At 45.6% G+C, this 17,302-nt stretch carries 14 protein-coding genes; all 14 read left to right on the forward strand.

Annotation, left to right across the window (positions count from 1 at the left end; translation table 11 throughout):
- The 14 genes from nuoF to ACYZ97_RS04275 all read left to right on the forward strand — a co-directional run bounded on the left by nuoF (position 1) and on the right by ACYZ97_RS04275 (position 17,230).
- Complete coding sequence (gene nuoF / locus ACYZ97_RS04210; protein ID WP_473300224.1) at positions 1–1,308, forward strand: NADH-quinone oxidoreductase subunit NuoF; 1,308 nt, start codon at positions 1–3, stop codon at positions 1,306–1,308.
- A gap of 86 nt (positions 1,309–1,394) precedes the next feature.
- Positions 1,395–3,470: an NADH-quinone oxidoreductase subunit NuoG gene (gene nuoG, locus ACYZ97_RS04215; RefSeq protein WP_473300225.1), complete on the forward strand. Its 2,076-nt coding sequence runs from the start codon at positions 1,395–1,397 to the stop codon at positions 3,468–3,470.
- A gap of 24 nt (positions 3,471–3,494) precedes the next feature.
- Positions 3,495–4,538, forward strand: coding sequence for an NADH-quinone oxidoreductase subunit NuoH (gene nuoH, locus ACYZ97_RS04220; protein ID WP_473300226.1), 1,044 nt, complete (start codon positions 3,495–3,497; stop codon positions 4,536–4,538).
- A gap of 13 nt (positions 4,539–4,551) precedes the next feature.
- Positions 4,552–5,043: an NADH-quinone oxidoreductase subunit NuoI gene (gene nuoI, locus ACYZ97_RS04225; protein ID WP_473300227.1), complete on the forward strand. Its 492-nt coding sequence runs from the start codon at positions 4,552–4,554 to the stop codon at positions 5,041–5,043.
- Between the two features lie 106 nt (positions 5,044–5,149).
- Entirely contained in the window at positions 5,150–5,764 is a 615-nt protein-coding gene (locus ACYZ97_RS04230) for an NADH-quinone oxidoreductase subunit J (RefSeq protein WP_473300228.1), read from the forward strand.
- A gap of 13 nt (positions 5,765–5,777) precedes the next feature.
- The gene (nuoK, locus tag ACYZ97_RS04235) at positions 5,778–6,086 is read left to right on the forward strand and encodes an NADH-quinone oxidoreductase subunit NuoK (protein ID WP_473300229.1); all 309 of its coding nucleotides are present in this window, start codon (positions 5,778–5,780) and stop codon (positions 6,084–6,086) included.
- A gap of 7 nt (positions 6,087–6,093) precedes the next feature.
- Complete coding sequence (nuoL, locus tag ACYZ97_RS04240) at positions 6,094–8,055, forward strand: NADH-quinone oxidoreductase subunit L (protein ID WP_473300230.1); 1,962 nt, start codon at positions 6,094–6,096, stop codon at positions 8,053–8,055.
- A gap of 2 nt (positions 8,056–8,057) precedes the next feature.
- On the forward strand, positions 8,058–9,539 hold the full coding sequence (locus ACYZ97_RS04245; protein ID WP_473300231.1) for an NADH-quinone oxidoreductase subunit M: 1,482 nt from the start codon (positions 8,058–8,060) through the stop codon (positions 9,537–9,539).
- A 14-nt stretch (positions 9,540–9,553) separates the two neighbouring features.
- A complete protein-coding gene (gene nuoN / locus ACYZ97_RS04250; protein ID WP_473300232.1) occupies positions 9,554–11,008 on the forward strand; it encodes an NADH-quinone oxidoreductase subunit NuoN in 1,455 nt (484 codons plus the stop codon).
- 9 nt (positions 11,009–11,017) lie between these two features.
- A complete protein-coding gene (locus ACYZ97_RS04255) occupies positions 11,018–11,827 on the forward strand; it encodes a biotin--[acetyl-CoA-carboxylase] ligase (protein WP_473300233.1) in 810 nt (269 codons plus the stop codon).
- 18 nt (positions 11,828–11,845) lie between these two features.
- Positions 11,846–13,519: a ribonuclease J gene (locus ACYZ97_RS04260; RefSeq protein ID WP_473300234.1), complete on the forward strand. Its 1,674-nt coding sequence runs from the start codon at positions 11,846–11,848 to the stop codon at positions 13,517–13,519.
- A gap of 415 nt (positions 13,520–13,934) precedes the next feature.
- Positions 13,935–15,257 (forward strand): proline--tRNA ligase, encoded by a 1,323-nt coding sequence (gene proS, locus ACYZ97_RS04265; RefSeq protein ID WP_473300235.1) that lies wholly within the window; start codon positions 13,935–13,937, stop codon positions 15,255–15,257.
- A 3-nt stretch (positions 15,258–15,260) separates the two neighbouring features.
- Positions 15,261–16,550, forward strand: a complete 1,290-nt coding sequence (locus ACYZ97_RS04270; protein WP_473300236.1) for a lipoprotein-releasing ABC transporter permease subunit — start codon at positions 15,261–15,263, stop codon at positions 16,548–16,550.
- Positions 16,550–17,230, forward strand: coding sequence for an ABC transporter ATP-binding protein (locus tag ACYZ97_RS04275; protein ID WP_473300237.1), 681 nt, complete (start codon positions 16,550–16,552; stop codon positions 17,228–17,230). Before ACYZ97_RS04270 ends, ACYZ97_RS04275 begins: the two co-directional genes overlap by 1 nt.
- Positions 17,231–17,302: the final 72 nt, after the last annotated feature.

Here is a 17,302-nt window from a genome sequence, read left to right on the forward strand (position 1 = left end):
ATGCTGGCTGATAAAGATCGCATCTTCACCAATATATATGGCTTGAAGGACAAGTCGCTTAAAGGTGCCATGGCCCGTGGTCATTGGGATGGCACCAAGGCGATTATTGATAAGGGTCGAGATTGGATCATCGATGAGATGAAAGCATCCGGCTTGCGTGGTCGTGGTGGCGCAGGTTTCCCGACCGGTATGAAATGGTCATTTATGCCGAAACAGAGTGATGGTCGTCCCCATTATCTTGTTGTTAATGCGGATGAGTCAGAGCCGGGTACATGTAAGGATCGTGAGATTTTACGCCATGATCCGCATACATTGATTGAAGGTTGTGTTATCGCAACTTTTGCAATGGGGGCCAATACAGCTTTTATCTATGTGCGTGGTGAATATATTCGCGAGCGTGAAGCGCTTCAGGCCGCTATTGATGAATGTTATGATGCCGGTCTTCTGGGTAAGAAAACCAAGCATGGACATCCTTGCGATATTATCGTCCACCATGGTGCCGGTGCTTATATTTGCGGTGAAGAAACAGCCTTGCTGGAAAGCCTTGAAGGTAAAAAAGGCCAGCCGCGCTTAAAGCCGCCATTTCCTGCCAATATGGGCGTTTATGGTTGTCCTACAACTGTCAATAACGTTGAATCGATCGCTGTTGCGCCGACCATTTTGCGGCGTGGTGCATCATGGTTTTCTAGTATTGGCCGTCCCAACAATGTTGGAACCAAGTTGTTTATGGTCTCAGGTCATGTCAATACACCCTGCACAGTTGAAGAAGGTCTTGGGCTGACATTTCGTGAGTTGATTGATAAACATGCTGGCGGTATCCGTGGCGGTTGGGACAATCTCTTGGCGGTTATTCCCGGTGGGGCATCCTGTCCTGTCGTCCCAGCTGAAAAGATGGCCGATGCCATTATGGATTTTGACGGCATGCGTGAGGTCGGTTCTTCCTTTGGTACCGGCGGTGCGATTGTGATGGACAAATCGACAGATATCATTAAGGCTATCTGGCGCATTACGGCGTTTTTCAAGCATGAAAGTTGTGGGCAGTGCACGCCTTGTCGTGAAGGCACAGGCTGGATGATGCGTCTGTTGGGACGCATGGTCGAAGGTAATGCTCAGAAGCGTGAAATCGATCTTCTGTTTGAGGTTTCAAAACAGGTTGAAGGACATACAATTTGCGCGTTAGGCGACGCAGCTGCGTGGCCGGTGCAAGGGTTGATCCGTAATTTCCGTCCGGAAATTGAAAAGAGAATTGATCAATATACGAGAAATGCAGTCCAGAGTAAAAATATAGCTCTGGAAGCTGCAGAGTAACATGTAGGTTTGTAAGATTAATACAAGGCGGTTTTAAACGCTGGGTTTAAGGTAAAGGGCGGATTGACCGCCGGTCTGGAAAAACGATGGCAAAGATCAAAGTTGACGGCAAAGAGATCGAAGTCCCCGATCATTATACATTGCTGCAGGCAGCGGAAGCTGCTGGAGCCGAGGTACCGCGTTTTTGTTTTCATGAGCGCCTTTCGGTTGCTGGTAACTGCCGTATGTGCCTTGTCGAGGTAAAGGGTGGACCGCCTAAACCAACAGCTTCCTGTGCGATGGGCGTACGTGATTTGCGGCCAGGTCCTAACGGTGAAGCGCCGGAAATGTTTACCAATACACCTATGGTCAAGAAAGCGCGTGAAGGTGTGATGGAGTTTCTGCTTATCAACCATCCGCTTGATTGCCCCATTTGTGATCAGGGCGGTGAGTGTGACCTGCAGGATCAGGCTATGGCCTATGGCCATCATTCATCGCGTTACAGCGAAAACAAGCGTGCTGTTGAAGATAAGTATATCGGGCCTTTGGTTAAGACAGTGATGACTCGTTGTATCCACTGCACCCGTTGTGTCCGCTTTACCACTGAAGTCGCGGGTATTTCAGAACTGGGTTTGATCGGTCGTGGTGAAGATGCTGAAATTACAACCTATCTTGAACGTGCGATGACATCGGAATTGCAGGGCAATGTGATTGATCTTTGTCCTGTTGGTGCTTTGACATCTAAGCCTTATGCGTTTCACGCACGTCCTTGGGAATTGACCAAGACAGAATCCATTGATGTGATGGATGCTGTTGGCTCTGCTATTCGTGTTGATACACGCGGACGTGAGGTCATGCGTATTATGCCGCGCATCAATGAAGCGGTGAATGAAGAATGGATTTCGGATAAAACCAGGTTTATTTGGGATGGGATTCGCACCCAGCGTCTTGATCGTCCTTACGTGCGCCAAGGTGGCAAGCTTGTTGCGGCAAGTTGGCAGGAAGCATTTTCTGCCATTAAGGCCGCGGTTGATAAAGCCTCCAAAAAGAATATTGGTGCGATCGCCGGCGATATGGCAAGCGTTGAAGAAATGTACGCGTTGAAGCAGCTTCTTGCGTCTCTTGGCTCGACCAATATTGATTGTCGTCAGGATGGCTCGGCCATTGATCCGGCTTTGGGGCGTGCAAGTTATATTTTCAATCCGACAATTGCTGGCATTGAAGAAGCAGACGCCTTGCTGATCATCGGATCGAACCCGCGTTTTGAGGCTTCGGTACTCAATGCCCGTATTCGTAAACGCCAGCGCATGGGTGATTTCCCAATCGCTGTTATTGGTGAACAGGCTGAGTTGCGCTATCCTTATAGCTATCTTGGTGCTGGTGCTGAGACATTGGCATCGATTGCCAATGGCAAGGGTGATTTCTTTAACATTCTTAAAAAAGCTGAAAAACCGCTGATTATTATTGGGCAGGGCGCGCTTATAGGTGCGAATGGTGCCGATGTATTGGCGGCATCTGCAGCCCTTGCCGATAAGGTGGGTGCATTATCAGCTGATTGGAATGGTTATGCCGTTCTACATACAGCGGCTTCACGTGTCGGTGGCCTTGATATCGGTTTTGTACCGGAAAAAGGTCAAAATGCGGCTGCGATTGTTAAGAACGCACCGGTTCTTTTCTTGTTGGGTGCTGATGAGATTGAATTGCCTGCAAAGAAGGGCTTTACGGTCTATATTGGCAGCCATGGCGATAATGGCGCCCATGCAGCCGATGTTATTCTGCCAGCATCTACCTATACAGAAAAGTCGGGCCTTTATGTAAACACTGAAGGTCGTGTGCAAATGACAAATCGTGCAGGTTTCGCGCCGGGTGAGGCCAAGGAAGATTGGGCAATTTTACGTGCGCTTTCCGATGTTTTGGGGCAGCGTCTTCCCTTTGATTCCCTGACGGCTTTGCGTGCAAAACTCTTTGCTGAATATCCGCATCTGGCTGCAATCGATACGATTGAAAGTGGAAAAGTTGCTGATATTAAAAAACTTGGCTCAAAAGTAGGTGATATCGGCAAGCAATCATTTGCTTCTTGCGTGAAAGACTTCTATTTGACAAATCCAATTGCTCGCGCGTCTGCAGTTATGGCTGAATGTTCGGCCCTGGCTAAAGGGCGTGTTCAAGAAGCTGCGGAATAAAGGACGGAGAGGGAAAGAAAGCTCATGTATGATTTCTTTATAAACTGGCTCCTGCCTTTGTTGATCATCGTTGGCAAGTCATTGCTTCTGATTGTTGTGATGCTGCTACTGATTGCTTACCTTCTTTATGCGGATCGTAAGATTTGGGCGGCTGTACAGTTGCGCCGTGGCCCTAATGTTGTTGGACCTTGGGGATTGTTCCAGTCTTTCGCGGATTTGATCAAATTCGTATTGAAAGAACCTATTATACCGGCTGGTGCCAATAAGGGAGTGTTTTTATTGGCGCCTTTTGTGTCGGCTGTGTTGGCTATTGCTGCTTGGGCTGTGATTCCTGTCAATGAAGGTTGGGCGGTTGCAAGTATCAATGTCGGTCTTCTCTATATTTTGGCGATATCTTCATTGGAAGTTTATGGCGTTATCATGGGTGGCTGGGCTTCTAATTCGAAGTATCCATTTCTTGGCGCCCTACGTTCGGCCGCGCAAATGGTATCTTATGAGGTATCGATTGGCTTCGTGCTTGTGACTGTTATTCTGGTAAGTGGCTCGGTCGATCTGACCACCATCGTTACAGAGCAATCAAACGGTATTGGAACACGCCTTGGCCTTATGCCAAGTTTCCTTGATTGGAACTGGTTGGCGCTGTTCCCGATGTTTATCATTTTCTTCATTTCGGCTTTGGCTGAGACCAATCGTCCTCCTTTCGATCTTGTTGAAGCGGAGTCCGAACTGGTTGCCGGTCATATGGTTGAATATTCATCGACGCCTTATATGCTGTTCTTCCTTGGTGAATATGTTGCCATTGTTTTAATGTGTGCACTAACGACTATTCTTTTCCTTGGTGGTTGGTTACCGCCACTGGATGTCTCATGGTTGAATTGGGTGCCGGGTGTTGTCTGGTTTGTTCTGAAGCTTTGCTTTGTTTTCTTCTGGATTGCGATGGTTAAGGCTTTTGTTCCGCGTTATCGCTATGACCAGTTGATGCGTCTGGGCTGGAAGGTTTTCTTGCCATTGTCACTTGCCATGGTAGTTATCACAGCTGCCTTCTTGAAATTAACGAATTTTGGTTGAAGGAGGAAAAAAGATGAATGCTGTTTTCCAAGCTGCCAAATCACTGCTTTTGCTGGAATTTGTCAGTGCCTTCTGTTTGGCGATGAAACAATTTTTTTCGCCTAAGCCGACAATCAACTATCCTTATGAAAAGGGGGTTGTCAGCCCGCGTTTTCGTGGGGAGCATGCTTTGCGTCGTTATCCCAATGGTGAAGAGCGTTGCATTGCCTGCAAATTATGTGAGGCGATTTGTCCTGCACAGGCAATTACAATTGAAGCCGGACCTCGTCGTAATGACGGCACAAGACGCACAGTGCGATATGACATTGACATGGTCAAATGCATCTATTGTGGCTTCTGTCAGGAAGCATGTCCGGTTGAAGCTATTGTTGAGGGACCGAATTTTGAATTCGCAACCGAAACACGTGAAGAACTTTATTATGACAAGGAAAAGCTCCTTGCTAATGGTGATCGTTGGGAGCGTGAAATCGCCCGCAACATCGCAATGGATGCTCCCTATCGCTAAGATAGATGTGTTCACATAAATGCTGCCGATGCATTCAATGGATCGGTAAAAAGTCGGATATTGAATGGTTCGGTATCCTTGGTGGTCTAACGAGTAGGGGAAACCCATGCTGACAGGTTTAGCGGCGCTGTTTTTTTATATCTTCGCCTTTATCATGATTGCGGCGGCAATTATGGTTGTGGCGGCGCGCAATCCGGTTCATTCGGTCTTATTCTTGATTTTGGCTTTTTTTAATGCCGCGGCATTGTTTTTGCTGACAGGAGCTGAATTTTTGGCTTTGATCCTGTTGGTTGTGTATGTCGGAGCTGTCGCAGTTTTATTCCTTTTTGTTGTTATGATGCTGGACGTCGACTTTGCCGAACTTAAGCGCGGGGTTCTTCAATATGCACCAATTGGCGCTTTGATCGGTTTGATTGTTCTCGTTGAGCTTGTTGTTGCTTTTACCAGTTCTTATTTTTCATCAGATCTTGCAATTAAGGCAGTTGAAAAAATACCGGATGGGCGAAGTAATATTCAGGCTCTAGGCGATATTCTCTATACGGATTATGTTTTTTATTTCCAGATGGCCGGATTAGTTCTGCTGGTGGCTATGATTGGCGCTATTCTCCTAACATTACGTCATAAGCCGAACGTTAAGCGTCAGAAAATTTCTGAACAGGTTGCTCGAACAAAAGAAAACGCAATCGAAATCAAACAAGTTGAATCTGGTAAAGGTATTTGAGAGGAAAACGACAATGCATGTTGATATTGCTCACTATCTGACGGTTTCAGCTATTATGTTTACGATCGGTATTTTTGGTATTTTCCTGAATCGTAAAAATGTAATCATTATTTTGATGTCAGTGGAATTGATCCTTTTGTCGGTCAATCTGAACTTTGTCGCGTTCTCATCGGTTCTCAAAGATATGACCGGTCAGATATTCGCGCTGTTTGTCTTGACAGTTGCTGCTGCTGAAGCAGCGATTGGTCTGGCTATTCTTGTCGTCTTCTTCCGTAATCGCGGTTCGATTGCTGTTGAAGATGTTAATGTGATGAAAGGTTGACGGCACCATGTTTTACGCAATCGTCTTCCTTCCTCTGCTTGGGTTCCTGATCGCCGGTCTTGGTGGTAGGACAATTGGAGCAAGGGCAAGTGAACTCGTAACCTGTACCTTTATGGTTATTTCGGCTGTTCTGTCATGGGTGGCTTTTTTGACCATTGCCATGGGGGATGGAGAGACTGTGCGTGTGCCGGTTCTTCATTGGGTTAGCCTTGGCGGTCTTGATTTTGACTGGGCTTTCCGTGTTGATACGCTAACGGCTATTATGCTGGTCGTTGTCAATACGGTTTCTGCTTTGGTGCATATCTATTCTATCGGTTATATGCATCACGATCCCAGCCGTCCGCGGTTCTTTGCCTATTTGTCGTTCTTTACTTTCATGATGTTGATGCTGGTTACTTCCGATAATCTCATTCAAATGTTTTTTGGCTGGGAAGGTGTCGGTGTTGCATCCTATCTGCTCATTGGTTTCTGGTTCCAGCGTCCGTCTGCAGGTAAAGCAGCTATCAAGGCCTTTGTGGTCAACCGTGTTGGCGATTTCGGGTTTCTGCTTGGTATCTTTTGTGTTTTCACCTTGTTCCAGACAGTTGGTTTCGAACATATATTTGAAAAAGCACGTGATAATAGCTTCATTCAACAGATGACATTTCTCAATTGGCATGTCGACGTGGGCGGTGCGCTGACAATCACCTGTCTGTTGCTCTTTATCGGTGCAATGGGTAAGTCGGCCCAGTTTCTGCTGCACACATGGCTGCCTGATGCGATGGAAGGACCGACACCTGTTTCGGCTCTTATCCATGCTGCGACCATGGTGACGGCTGGCGTCTTTATGGTTGCCCGTATGTCGCCGATCTTTGAATTGTCCCATACTGCATTGACTGTTATTGTTGTGATTGGTGCAACAACGGCATTTTTTGCCGCAACCGTCGGTCTGGTTCAAAACGATATCAAGCGCGTTATCGCTTATTCAACCTGTTCACAGCTTGGCTATATGTTCGTGGCGCTCGGTGTTGGTGCTTATGGTGCCGGTGTTTTCCATCTTTTTACCCATGCTTTCTTTAAGGCGCTTTTGTTTTTAGGAGCAGGTTCCGTTATCCACGCTGTTTCTGATGAGCAGGATATGCGTAAAATGGGTGGTCTTCGTAAATATATTCCGACAACCTATTGGATGATGATTATTGGTACGATTGCGTTGACTGGTGTTGGTATTCCGGGAACGTTGTTCGGTACTGCTGGGTTCTTTTCCAAGGATGCAATTATTGAATCAGCTTTTGCTTCGCATAATTGGGCGTCTGGCTATGCATTCTGGATGCTTGTTATTGCCGCTCTCTTTACCAGTTTCTATTCATGGCGTCTGATTTTCATGACTTTCCATGGTAAACCGCGGGCAACAGCAGATGTTATGCATCATGTGCATGAATCCGGTTTAGTTATGCTGGTTCCGCTTTTTGTGTTGGGTATTGGTGCATTGTTTGCTGGTGTTGTCTTCCAACCGCATTTCTTTGGCGATATGTATGATCATTTCTGGAAAGGCGCGTTGTTTACTGGGGCAGAAAACCATATTCTTCATGAATCGCACGGTGTTCCGTTGTGGGTGAAATGGTCACCATTCATTGTGATGGTTATCGGTTTTGTTCTGGCCTTTATTTTCTATATTGTCGCAACTAGTATTCCGAAAATGCTTGCTACGGCTTTTGCACCTATCTACCGTTTTCTGCTCAACAAATGGTATTTTGACGAGCTTTACAACGTTATCTTTGTCCGCCCTGCATTCGCTATCGGTCGTTTCCTTTGGAAGATCGGTGACGGCAAGATCATTGATGGTCTTGGTCCTAACGGTATCGCTGCACGTGTTGTAGATGTTACCAATAGAGTTGTGCGTATGCAGACCGGCTATCTTTACCACTATGCATTTGCAATGCTGATTGGCGTTGCTGCGCTCGTCACTTGGATGATGATCGGGAGCTTATGATAATGACCGACTGGCCCATTCTTTCAACGGTTACGTTCTTTCCGCTTGTCGGTGCGTTGATTATCCTTTTGGTTAAGGATGACAGCGAAGCCGCAAAGCGCAATATTCGTAATGTCGCGTTGTTTACGACCCTATTTGTATTTGTAATTTCTCTCATTATCTGGGCTGGATTTGATCGTTTGAATCCTGGTTTCCAGATGGAAGAGAAGATCGGCTGGCTGGGTGGCGGTATTAGCTATCATATGGGCGTTGACGGTATATCCGTACTTTTTGTTGTCCTGTCAGCTTTTCTTATGCCGTTTTGTATCTTAGCTAGCTGGGAAACAGTTAAGGATCGTCTGAAAGCTTATATGATTGCTTTCTTGATCTTAGAAACAATGATTATCGGTGTTTTCTGTGCTCTTGATGCGGTTCTTTTCTACGTCTTCTTTGAAGGCAGTCTTATTCCGATGTTTATTATTATCGGGGTATGGGGTGGTCCGCGGCGTGTTTATGCCAGTATCAAGTTTTTCCTTTATACACTGCTTGGTTCTGTTTTGATGCTGGTTGCGATCATGGCCATGTTTGCTGTGTCGGGTACTCTTGATATTCCAACTTTGTTGCAATACCAGTTCCCTGCACAAATGCAGTTCTGGTTATGGCTTGCCTTTTTTGCTTCCTTCGCAGTCAAAATGCCAATGTGGCCAGTTCATACATGGTTGCCGGATGCCCACGTTGAAGCACCGACAGCAGGTTCTGTCGTTCTGGCGGGCGTTCTTCTGAAGTTGGGTGGTTATGGCTTTCTGCGTTTTTCATTGCCGATGTTTCCTGATGCATCCGCCTATTTTGCTCCGTTTGTCTTCTCGCTATCGGTGATTGCGATTATTTATACATCGCTTGTAGCCTTGGTGCAGGAAGATATGAAAAAGCTGATTGCTTATTCATCGGTCGCCCATATGGGGTATGTGACGATGGGCATATTTGCAGCTAATGAACAGGGTGTTCAGGGTGCTATTTTCCAGATGCTCTCACACGGTATTGTTTCAGGCGCTTTGTTCTTATGTGTTGGTGTGATTTATGATCGTCTGCACACACGTGAGATTGCTGCGTTTGGTGGCCTTGCCAATAACATGCCGAAATATGCTACCGTTTTCTTGATTTTCACTATGGCAAATGTCGGTCTTCCCGGTACATCAGGTTTCTTGGGCGAGTTTTTCTCCCTGATCGGTGTATTCCAAGCGAACACATGGGTTGCTCTTTTTGCAACGACAGGTGTAATTCTCTCGGCCGGTTATGCGCTTTATCTTTTCTATCGTGTTGCTTTTGGACCGCTTGAGAAGGAAAGCCTGAAGGCTCTGCTTGATTTGTCACCCCGTGAGAAATTCATTCTCTACCCGATGATTATACTGACGGTTTTCTTCGGTATCTATCCTGCTCCGATCCTCAGTACGACAGCAGCTGCGGTAGAAAACCTTGTTAAACCCTTTGTTGCACAGCTGCACTAAAAGAGGCGAATGTGATGCAAACTGATATGATGGCCCAATTGACACTGATTTTTCCGGAGCTTTTGCTGGCCGGAGGCGCATTGGTGCTTTTGTTGATCGGTGTTTATTCTGGCGCCCGTTCTTATGTGACTGTAACAGGCTTAGCAATCGCTTTGCTTGTTGCAACCTGTGTCGTGGTTGTGGCATTCCCCAACGATGGGTTCTTTTCTCACAACGCCCTGATTATTGACCCTTTCAGTCGTTTTATGAAAGTGTTGACATTGATCGGCTCTGTTGCGGCATTAATTATGTCTGTCGGATTTGCAAGAGCCCAGAATTTTGATAAATTCGAATTTCCGGTTCTTGCTGTTATTGCAACACTGGGCATGATGATCATGATTTCAGCTGGCAATATGTTGTCGCTCTATCTTGGACTGGAGCTTCAGTCTTTGTCCCTTTACGTTCTCGCTGCAATCAATCGTGACAATATCCGCTCTACTGAAGCGGGCTTGAAGTATTTTGTGCTTGGTGCACTTTCATCAGGTATGCTTCTCTATGGTATTTCGTTGATATACGGCTTTACCGGACAGATTGGATTCCGTGAGGTTGCAATCGTTATGCAGGGCAGTGAAGCACAATTGGGCCTTATTTTTGGTATGGTCTTTGTTCTTGCCGGTCTTGCATTTAAGATTTCTGCTGTTCCCTTCCATATGTGGACACCTGATGTTTACGAGGGCGCACCGACCCCGATTACGGCTTTCTTTGCCGGCGCACCTAAAATTGCAGCTATGGCTTTGATTGTACGTATTATTATTGATGCTTTTGCGCCACTGACGACAGCTACTGGTCACTTGGCGGCATGGCAACAGGTCATTGTATTTGTATCCATTGCTTCAATGGTTCTGGGTGCTTTTGCGGCAATTGGTCAAAGTAATGTCAAGCGACTGATGGCTTATTCGTCTATCAGCCATATGGGCTATGCGTTGGTCGGGCTTTCTGCTGGTAATGTATTTGGCGTATCCGGTGTGATTTTGTATATGACCATTTATCTGGCTATGACGATTGGTTGTTTTGCTTTTATCTTGGGTATGCGCAATCGTGAAGGCAATGTTGAAGACATCTATGAACTGTCGGGCCTTGCAAAAACGAATCCCTATATGGCTATCATTATGACGATGCAGCTGTTTTCTCTTGCTAGCATTCCACCGCTCGCCGGTTTCTTTGCCAAGTGGTATACTTTTTCAGCGGCTGTTGGTGCAGGGCTGACAATTTTGGCCGTCATCGGTATGGTTGCATCGGTTGTTGGCGCTTTCTATTATCTACGCATGATCAAGATTATGTGGTTTGATGAGCCTAAAGCCGGTTTCATTGCATTGAGTGTAGAGCTGAAAGTAATTCTTGGTCTTTCAGGCTTGTTCGTTCTGTTCTTCATTGTTTTCGGTGGATGCTTGAAACCATTGGCAGATGCGGCAGCAGCCTCGCTTTTTTAAAGCGTTGTGATGAATTTTTATCCTTATCGGGAAATTTTCGACAATGGGTATAAGGTGGAGTGGCATGAAAGTGTCAGTTCCACCAATTTGCTTGCTGCACAAAAGGCCGAAGAAGGAGAGAGCGGAAAACTTTGGTTTGTTGCAGATGAACAAACCCAAGGGCGTGCGCGCCGCGGGCGACATTGGGCAAGCGAAAAAGGTAATCTTTATACTTCCTTGCTTTTATCAGAACGTGACTATGGAAAGTCGGAAATGGTTGCTGCTCTTGGTTTTGTCGCCGGAGTCAGCATGGCGGAAGCTGTTTTAGAAATGGCCAGTCATCATGGTGCTTCTGATTTGCCACTAACTTTGAAATGGCCCAATGATATTATGCTTGCAGGTGCCAAAGCGTCGGGTATTTTGCTTGAATTGATTAAGACATCGTCTTTTGGTTCGTATCTGGTGATTGGTATTGGCATTAATCTGATTCATAAGCCCCATTATGCTGATTATCCAACTGCAAGTCTGCAAGAATACGGCCTTTCTTGTGGGGCAAGGGATCTATTTATTGCCATGATGCGTCATTGGGCTGTCAATTTTGATCTTTGGCAGACACCTCGAGGGGCAGAGTTTATTCGGGATAAATGGTTGTCCTATGCTGCAGGGCTAAAACAGACTATTAGTGTGGTCAACCATGGTAAAATAGTGAGCGGTATATTTGATACGATTGACAATGACTTTCGTTGTGTGATCTGTGCCGCTGATGGATGTGTTCATACCATAGCGGCCGGCGATGTATTTCTGGGCAATGTAGCCAGTGTTAAAGCCGGGCAAAAGTAATTCTGGAGTGAAGTTTAAATGACAGTCGCCAATGATAATGAATTTGTTTTTCTCCCTTTAGGGGGCGTTGGCGAAATTGGTATGAATTTGGCTTTATATGGGTATGGCCCTGAAGGTGATAAGGAATGGCTCATTGTTGATATGGGCGTGAGTTTTGCTGGCTTGGACTTGCCGGGAGCTGATCTTATTCTACCCGATATACGATTCCTTGAAAGTGAAAGACATAATTTGCGCGGACTTGTTTTAACTCATGCGCATGAGGATCATTATGGTGCTGTAATGGATTTATGGCCGCGTCTTAAAGTGCCGGTCTTTTGTACGGCTTTTACAGCCGGATTGCTTGAAAGCAAAAGACAATCCGATTTTAACTCCTATGATGTGCCTGTGACTGTTTTTAAGGCTTCGGAACGCTTTCAGGTCGGTGTTTTTGATATTGAGGCGGTTTCGGTTAGTCATTCAATTCCCGATCCGGTGTCACTTGCGATTACGACGCCATTGGGCACTGTTATACATACTGGCGATTGGAAGATTGATCCTGAACCGTCTTTGGGCGGAGTGACAGATGAAAAGCGTTTTCGCGCCATTGGGGAAAAAGGCGTGTTGGCCCTTGTATGTGATTCAACCAATGCAATGCGTGACGGGGTGTCACCATCAGAACGTGAAGTGGGAGAAAGTCTCGAAAAGATTATTTCTCAAGCGCGGGGGCGGGTAGCGATTACGACTTTTTCATCTAATGTCGGGCGTATCCGCTCTATTGCATTGGCCGCAGAGGCGGCCGGTCGTCAGGTTCTCCTTGTCGGGCGGTCAATGAAACGTTCAGTCAATGTGGCTGAAGAATTAGGAATGATGGAAGGTGTTGCGTCTTTTGTCAGTGAAGAAGATTATGGTTTTATTCCGCGGGAAAATATTGTTCTTGTTTTGACTGGTTCGCAGGGAGAGCAACGCGCAGCGCTTGCAAAACTGTCGCGGGATGAAATGCGTAATCTGGCATTGAGTCCTGGTGATACGGTTATTTATTCATCACGTGCTATTCCCGGGAATGAGCGAGCAATTATTGATACCCAGAACCGCCTGATTGATCGTGGCATAAAAATCATAACTGATCATGATGCGTTGGTTCATGTATCAGGTCATCCCCGCCGCAATGAACTGTTGAAAATGTATGAATGGGTAAAGCCTCAAATATTGGTTCCTGTCCATGGAGAAGCGGCGCATTTGACGGCCCATGCGGAACTGGGAGCCAATGCTGGCATTAAAACTGTTGCAACGATCCGTAATGGCGATGTGCTACGTTTGGCACCTGGAAATGCCGAGGTTATTGATCAGGCTCCTGTTGGTCGAATCTATAAGGATGGCAATCTTATTGGCGATGAAGACGAGCTTGGTATAAGCGAACGCCGCAAGTTGAGCTATGTAGGCCATGTGGCGATATCGTTGCTGATCAACAGCCGACATGAGTTGGAAGAAGAGCCGGATCTTGTTGCTTTTGGTCTGCCGGAGACGGATGGTCAGGGCGAGTTTATGGAAGATATTTTGATGGATGTTGTCGAGGATGCGATCAACAATATTCCACGGGCGCGCCGCAAGGATAATGAGCTGATCCGTGAGGCTGCGCGTCGGTCTGTGCGTTCGGCTGTCAATGAGATATGGGGTAAAAAACCAGTTGTAACTGTATTTCTTCACCGTGTTTGATTGCAAAAAAATGCAAGGCCGAAGCCTTGCAATTTATGATAAATACGCGTGATCCATTCCTAAAATTCAGGCGGCTGCGCTATACGCGCCTAGATCATTATCCCTCCCAAGACTTGATCGCGTATGAACGGTTGTTCCATTCTTATTATCACTTATTTTCATATCCGAGCTTTTTTGACTTGTCATCAAAAAAATACAATTAAAGCACAATTTTGCCATATTTAGATATGGATGGCACACTATTATTACTGTTTTTAATAGCAGAAAGCCCCGTTTGTTTTGTCAGAACTGTTAAAACCAGTGTATCTATTGTCATGGATGTTAACAGATACTGGATTTTCAAAGCACGATTGTGCATATCTGCGGCTGTCTAATTTGAATCGTTTGATTCGTTAACCGAGCAGGAATTTCCTTAATGCGCCTTTCCCATTATTTTCTTCCCATCCTTAAAGAAAATCCCAAAGAGGCGGAGATCGTTTCCCATCGCTTGATGTTGCGAGCCGGTATGATCCGGCAACAATCTTCAGGTATCTATTCTTGGCTGCCTTTAGGGAAAAAAGTCCTTGATAAGGTTTGCAATATTATCCGTGAAGAACAGAACCGGGCAGGGGCACTGGAAATATTAATGCCAACGCTTCAGTCGGCAGATTTATGGCGCGAAAGCGGTCGTTATGATGCTTATGGTCTGGAAATGCTGCGTATCAAGGACCGGCAGGAACGTGATATGCTTTATGGCCCGACAAATGAGGAAATGGTCACAGATATTTTTCGTTCTTATGTCCGTTCTTATAAAAATCTGCCGCTTAATCTCTATCACATTCAGTGGAAATTTCGTGATGAAATTCGCCCCCGCTTTGGTGTTATGCGGGCGCGGGAGTTTTTGATGAAGGATGGTTATTCATTCGATCTCAATTATGAGGGGGCGAGAGCGGCTTATAATCGTACATTTGTCTCTTATTTACGTACCTTTTACCGTTTGGGGTTGAAGGCAATCCCTATGCGTGCGGATACTGGACCGATCGGTGGCGATTTAAGCCATGAGTTTATTGTATTGGCCGACACAGGTGAGAGTGGCGTATTTTGTGATAAAAAATATCTTGATATGAAGTCTCCGGATGCAGAAATCGACTTTTATGATGATGCTGCTATGGAAGCGATTGTTAAAGAGTGGACAACGCCATATGCGGCAACAGATGAAATCCATGATGAAGATGCGTGGATGAAGGTTGCACCATCTGATCGATTGTCGGCTCGCGGTATTGAAGTGGGGCATATTTTCCATTTTGGGACGAAATATTCACAAGCTATGGGCGCAAAGGTAATGGGGCCAGATGGCAAGGAACATACGGTTTCCATGGGTTCTTATGGCATAGGGCCATCCCGTTTGATTGCTGCGGCCATTGAGGCGTCTCATGATGAAAACGGTATTATTTGGCCGGATTCCATGGCACCATTTAATTTTGGTATTATCAATATGAAACCGGGTGATGAAAAATGTGATTCGATGAGTGAAAAGCTCTATCAGTCATTTCAGAATGCTGGTTTTGATTGTTTGCTTGATGATACAGATGATCGTCCAGGGTCGAAATTTGCAACAATGGATTTGATCGGTATCCCTGTTCAGATCATAATTGGGCCTAAAAGTGCTGCCAATGATGAAGTTGAAATCAAAATTCGGAAAACCGGTGAACGCGAAAATATGACGCTTGAAGCGGCAATCAATAAGTTGGTGAAATAACCAATGGCAGATAGCAGCAATTTATCCGTAACAACCTCGAAGGCATTTGCAACCTTTGAGCGGATGATTGCGCTTCGCTATATGATTCCCAATAAAAAACAAATATTTACATCGATAATATCAATTATATCTTTAGTTGGAATTACGCTGGGCGTCTTTGCGCTTGTCGTTGTGATGTCCGTGATGGGTGGTTTTCGGGCTGATTTGCTTGATCGCATATTAGGGATGAACGGGCATCTGACTGTTTATAGCGGTATGGACAGTGATTTTTCCGATTATAAAACTCTGATTCCCAAGCTGGATACAGTTGAAGGGGTCAAATATGTTCTGCCTATTGTACGAGGACAGGCATTGGTGCAGGGGCCATCGGGTGACAGTAGCGGTGCTTATGTACGCGGCCTTCGCGCTCAGGATATCGCAAAGATAGAAATCATTGTGAAAAACATCAAGTCAGGTTCTCTTGCTGAATTTGATAAGACTGACGGTGTGGTTATTGGTCAGGATATGGCAGAGAAACTAGGGCTTTTTGTAGGAGACGATATTCGGATTATTTCGCCGGATGGTGATACGACGCCTTTTGGTGTTAATCCACGGGTTAAGGCCTATAAAGTATTGGCTATTTTTCAAATTGGTGCCGTTGATTTTGATTCAGGGTTGATTTTTATGCCCCTGAAAGAAACAGAGGCTTTCTTTAATCTTGATGATCGTATTAATGCGCTGGAAGTATTTTCAAATAATCCTGATGAGATTGATAAGATTAAGCCTTTACTTGAAAAAGCAGCCGGACGGCAATTGGCTATGAGCGATTGGCGACAGAACTATAGTGCCTTGTTTAATGCCTTGCAGGTAGAACGGGTAACAATGTTCATTATTTTGTCATTGATTATCCTTGTTGCCGCTTTGAATATTATTTCCGGCCTGATCATGCTGGTGAAAGACAAGACCCATGATATAGCGATTTTACGTACTATGGGGGCAACACGCTGGGCTGTTTTGCGCATTTTTATTATGGCGGGAATGGCAATCGGCGTGATCGGGACAGTAGTTGGGGCTATTCTTGGCATTATATTCTGTTTCAATATCAATGCTGTTCAGGAGTTTTTGTCGTGGATTCTGGGTGTTGATCTTTATAATGCGCAGACCTATCTTGTAGCTAAACTTCCATCTCGGGTTGATCCGATTCAGGTTTTTCTGATTGTCAGTTTATCTCTATCTCTTTCTTTTATTGCCACGATTATTCCGGCATGGCTTGCTGCCCGTCTCGATCCGGTAAAAGCATTGAGGTATGAGTGATGGCTGCTGTTTTACAATTACAAAATATCAGTCGCAGTTATCATGATAGTGATAAGGAACTGGTCATCCTTAAAGATGCAGATTTCACCCTCAATAGGGCCGAGACTGTTGCGCTGGTTGCTCCCTCTGGGGCTGGTAAATCAACTCTTTTGCATATTGCTGGCCTTTTGGAACGTCCCAACTATGGTGATGTTTTCTTGCATGGACATAGCTGTGCGGCATTAAGTGATAATGATCGGACATCAATCCGACGTGGTGACATTGGTTTTGTTTATCAGTTTCATCATTTGCTGCCCGAATTTACGGCTCTTGAAAATGTCATGATGCCGCAAATGATCGCCGGTCTTACAAAATCCGAGGCTGCCGATCGCAGTTTGAAATTGCTGACTTATTTGCGTGTCGGGCATCGCGCCAAGCATCGTCCATCGGAAATGTCGGGTGGAGAACAACAAAGGGTAGCTATTGCCCGTGCGGTTGCTAACGCTCCGTCTGTTTTGCTTGCTGATGAGCCAACCGGAAATCTTGATCCGGTAACATCGTCTTATGTTTTTCAGGCTCTTTCTGCACTTGTTCGCCAGTCAGGATTATCGGCACTGATCGCAACGCATAATCATGCTTTAGCCAAGCAGATGGATCGACGTATTACATTGCGTGGCGGCAAGGTTGTGGAGCTGCCTTAGGGTTTTGTTAACTTAATTGGCGCGAGCAAAATAAAATTATTTTTTAGGGGTTGAAATAAGAACAAAACAAGA

This window comes from Bartonella sp. bp_1 (genome assembly GCF_055808085.1).

Coding starts and splice junctions, on each gene's coding strand:
- nuoF (WP_473300224.1), top strand. CDS start 1: ATGCTGGCTGATAAAGATCGCATCTTCACCAATATATATGGCTTGAAG.
- nuoG (WP_473300225.1), top strand. CDS start 1,395: ATGGCAAAGATCAAAGTTGACGGCAAAGAGATCGAAGTCCCCGATCAT.
- nuoH (WP_473300226.1), top strand. CDS start 3,495: ATGTATGATTTCTTTATAAACTGGCTCCTGCCTTTGTTGATCATCGTT.
- nuoI (WP_473300227.1), top strand. CDS start 4,552: ATGAATGCTGTTTTCCAAGCTGCCAAATCACTGCTTTTGCTGGAATTT.
- ACYZ97_RS04230 (WP_473300228.1), top strand. CDS start 5,150: ATGCTGACAGGTTTAGCGGCGCTGTTTTTTTATATCTTCGCCTTTATC.
- nuoK (WP_473300229.1), top strand. CDS start 5,778: ATGCATGTTGATATTGCTCACTATCTGACGGTTTCAGCTATTATGTTT.
- nuoL (WP_473300230.1), top strand. CDS start 6,094: ATGTTTTACGCAATCGTCTTCCTTCCTCTGCTTGGGTTCCTGATCGCC.
- ACYZ97_RS04245 (WP_473300231.1), top strand. CDS start 8,058: ATGACCGACTGGCCCATTCTTTCAACGGTTACGTTCTTTCCGCTTGTC.
- nuoN (WP_473300232.1), top strand. CDS start 9,554: ATGCAAACTGATATGATGGCCCAATTGACACTGATTTTTCCGGAGCTT.
- ACYZ97_RS04255 (WP_473300233.1), top strand. CDS start 11,018: ATGAATTTTTATCCTTATCGGGAAATTTTCGACAATGGGTATAAGGTG.
- ACYZ97_RS04260 (WP_473300234.1), top strand. CDS start 11,846: ATGACAGTCGCCAATGATAATGAATTTGTTTTTCTCCCTTTAGGGGGC.
- proS (WP_473300235.1), top strand. CDS start 13,935: ATGCGCCTTTCCCATTATTTTCTTCCCATCCTTAAAGAAAATCCCAAA.
- ACYZ97_RS04270 (WP_473300236.1), top strand. CDS start 15,261: ATGGCAGATAGCAGCAATTTATCCGTAACAACCTCGAAGGCATTTGCA.
- ACYZ97_RS04275 (WP_473300237.1), top strand. CDS start 16,550: ATGGCTGCTGTTTTACAATTACAAAATATCAGTCGCAGTTATCATGAT.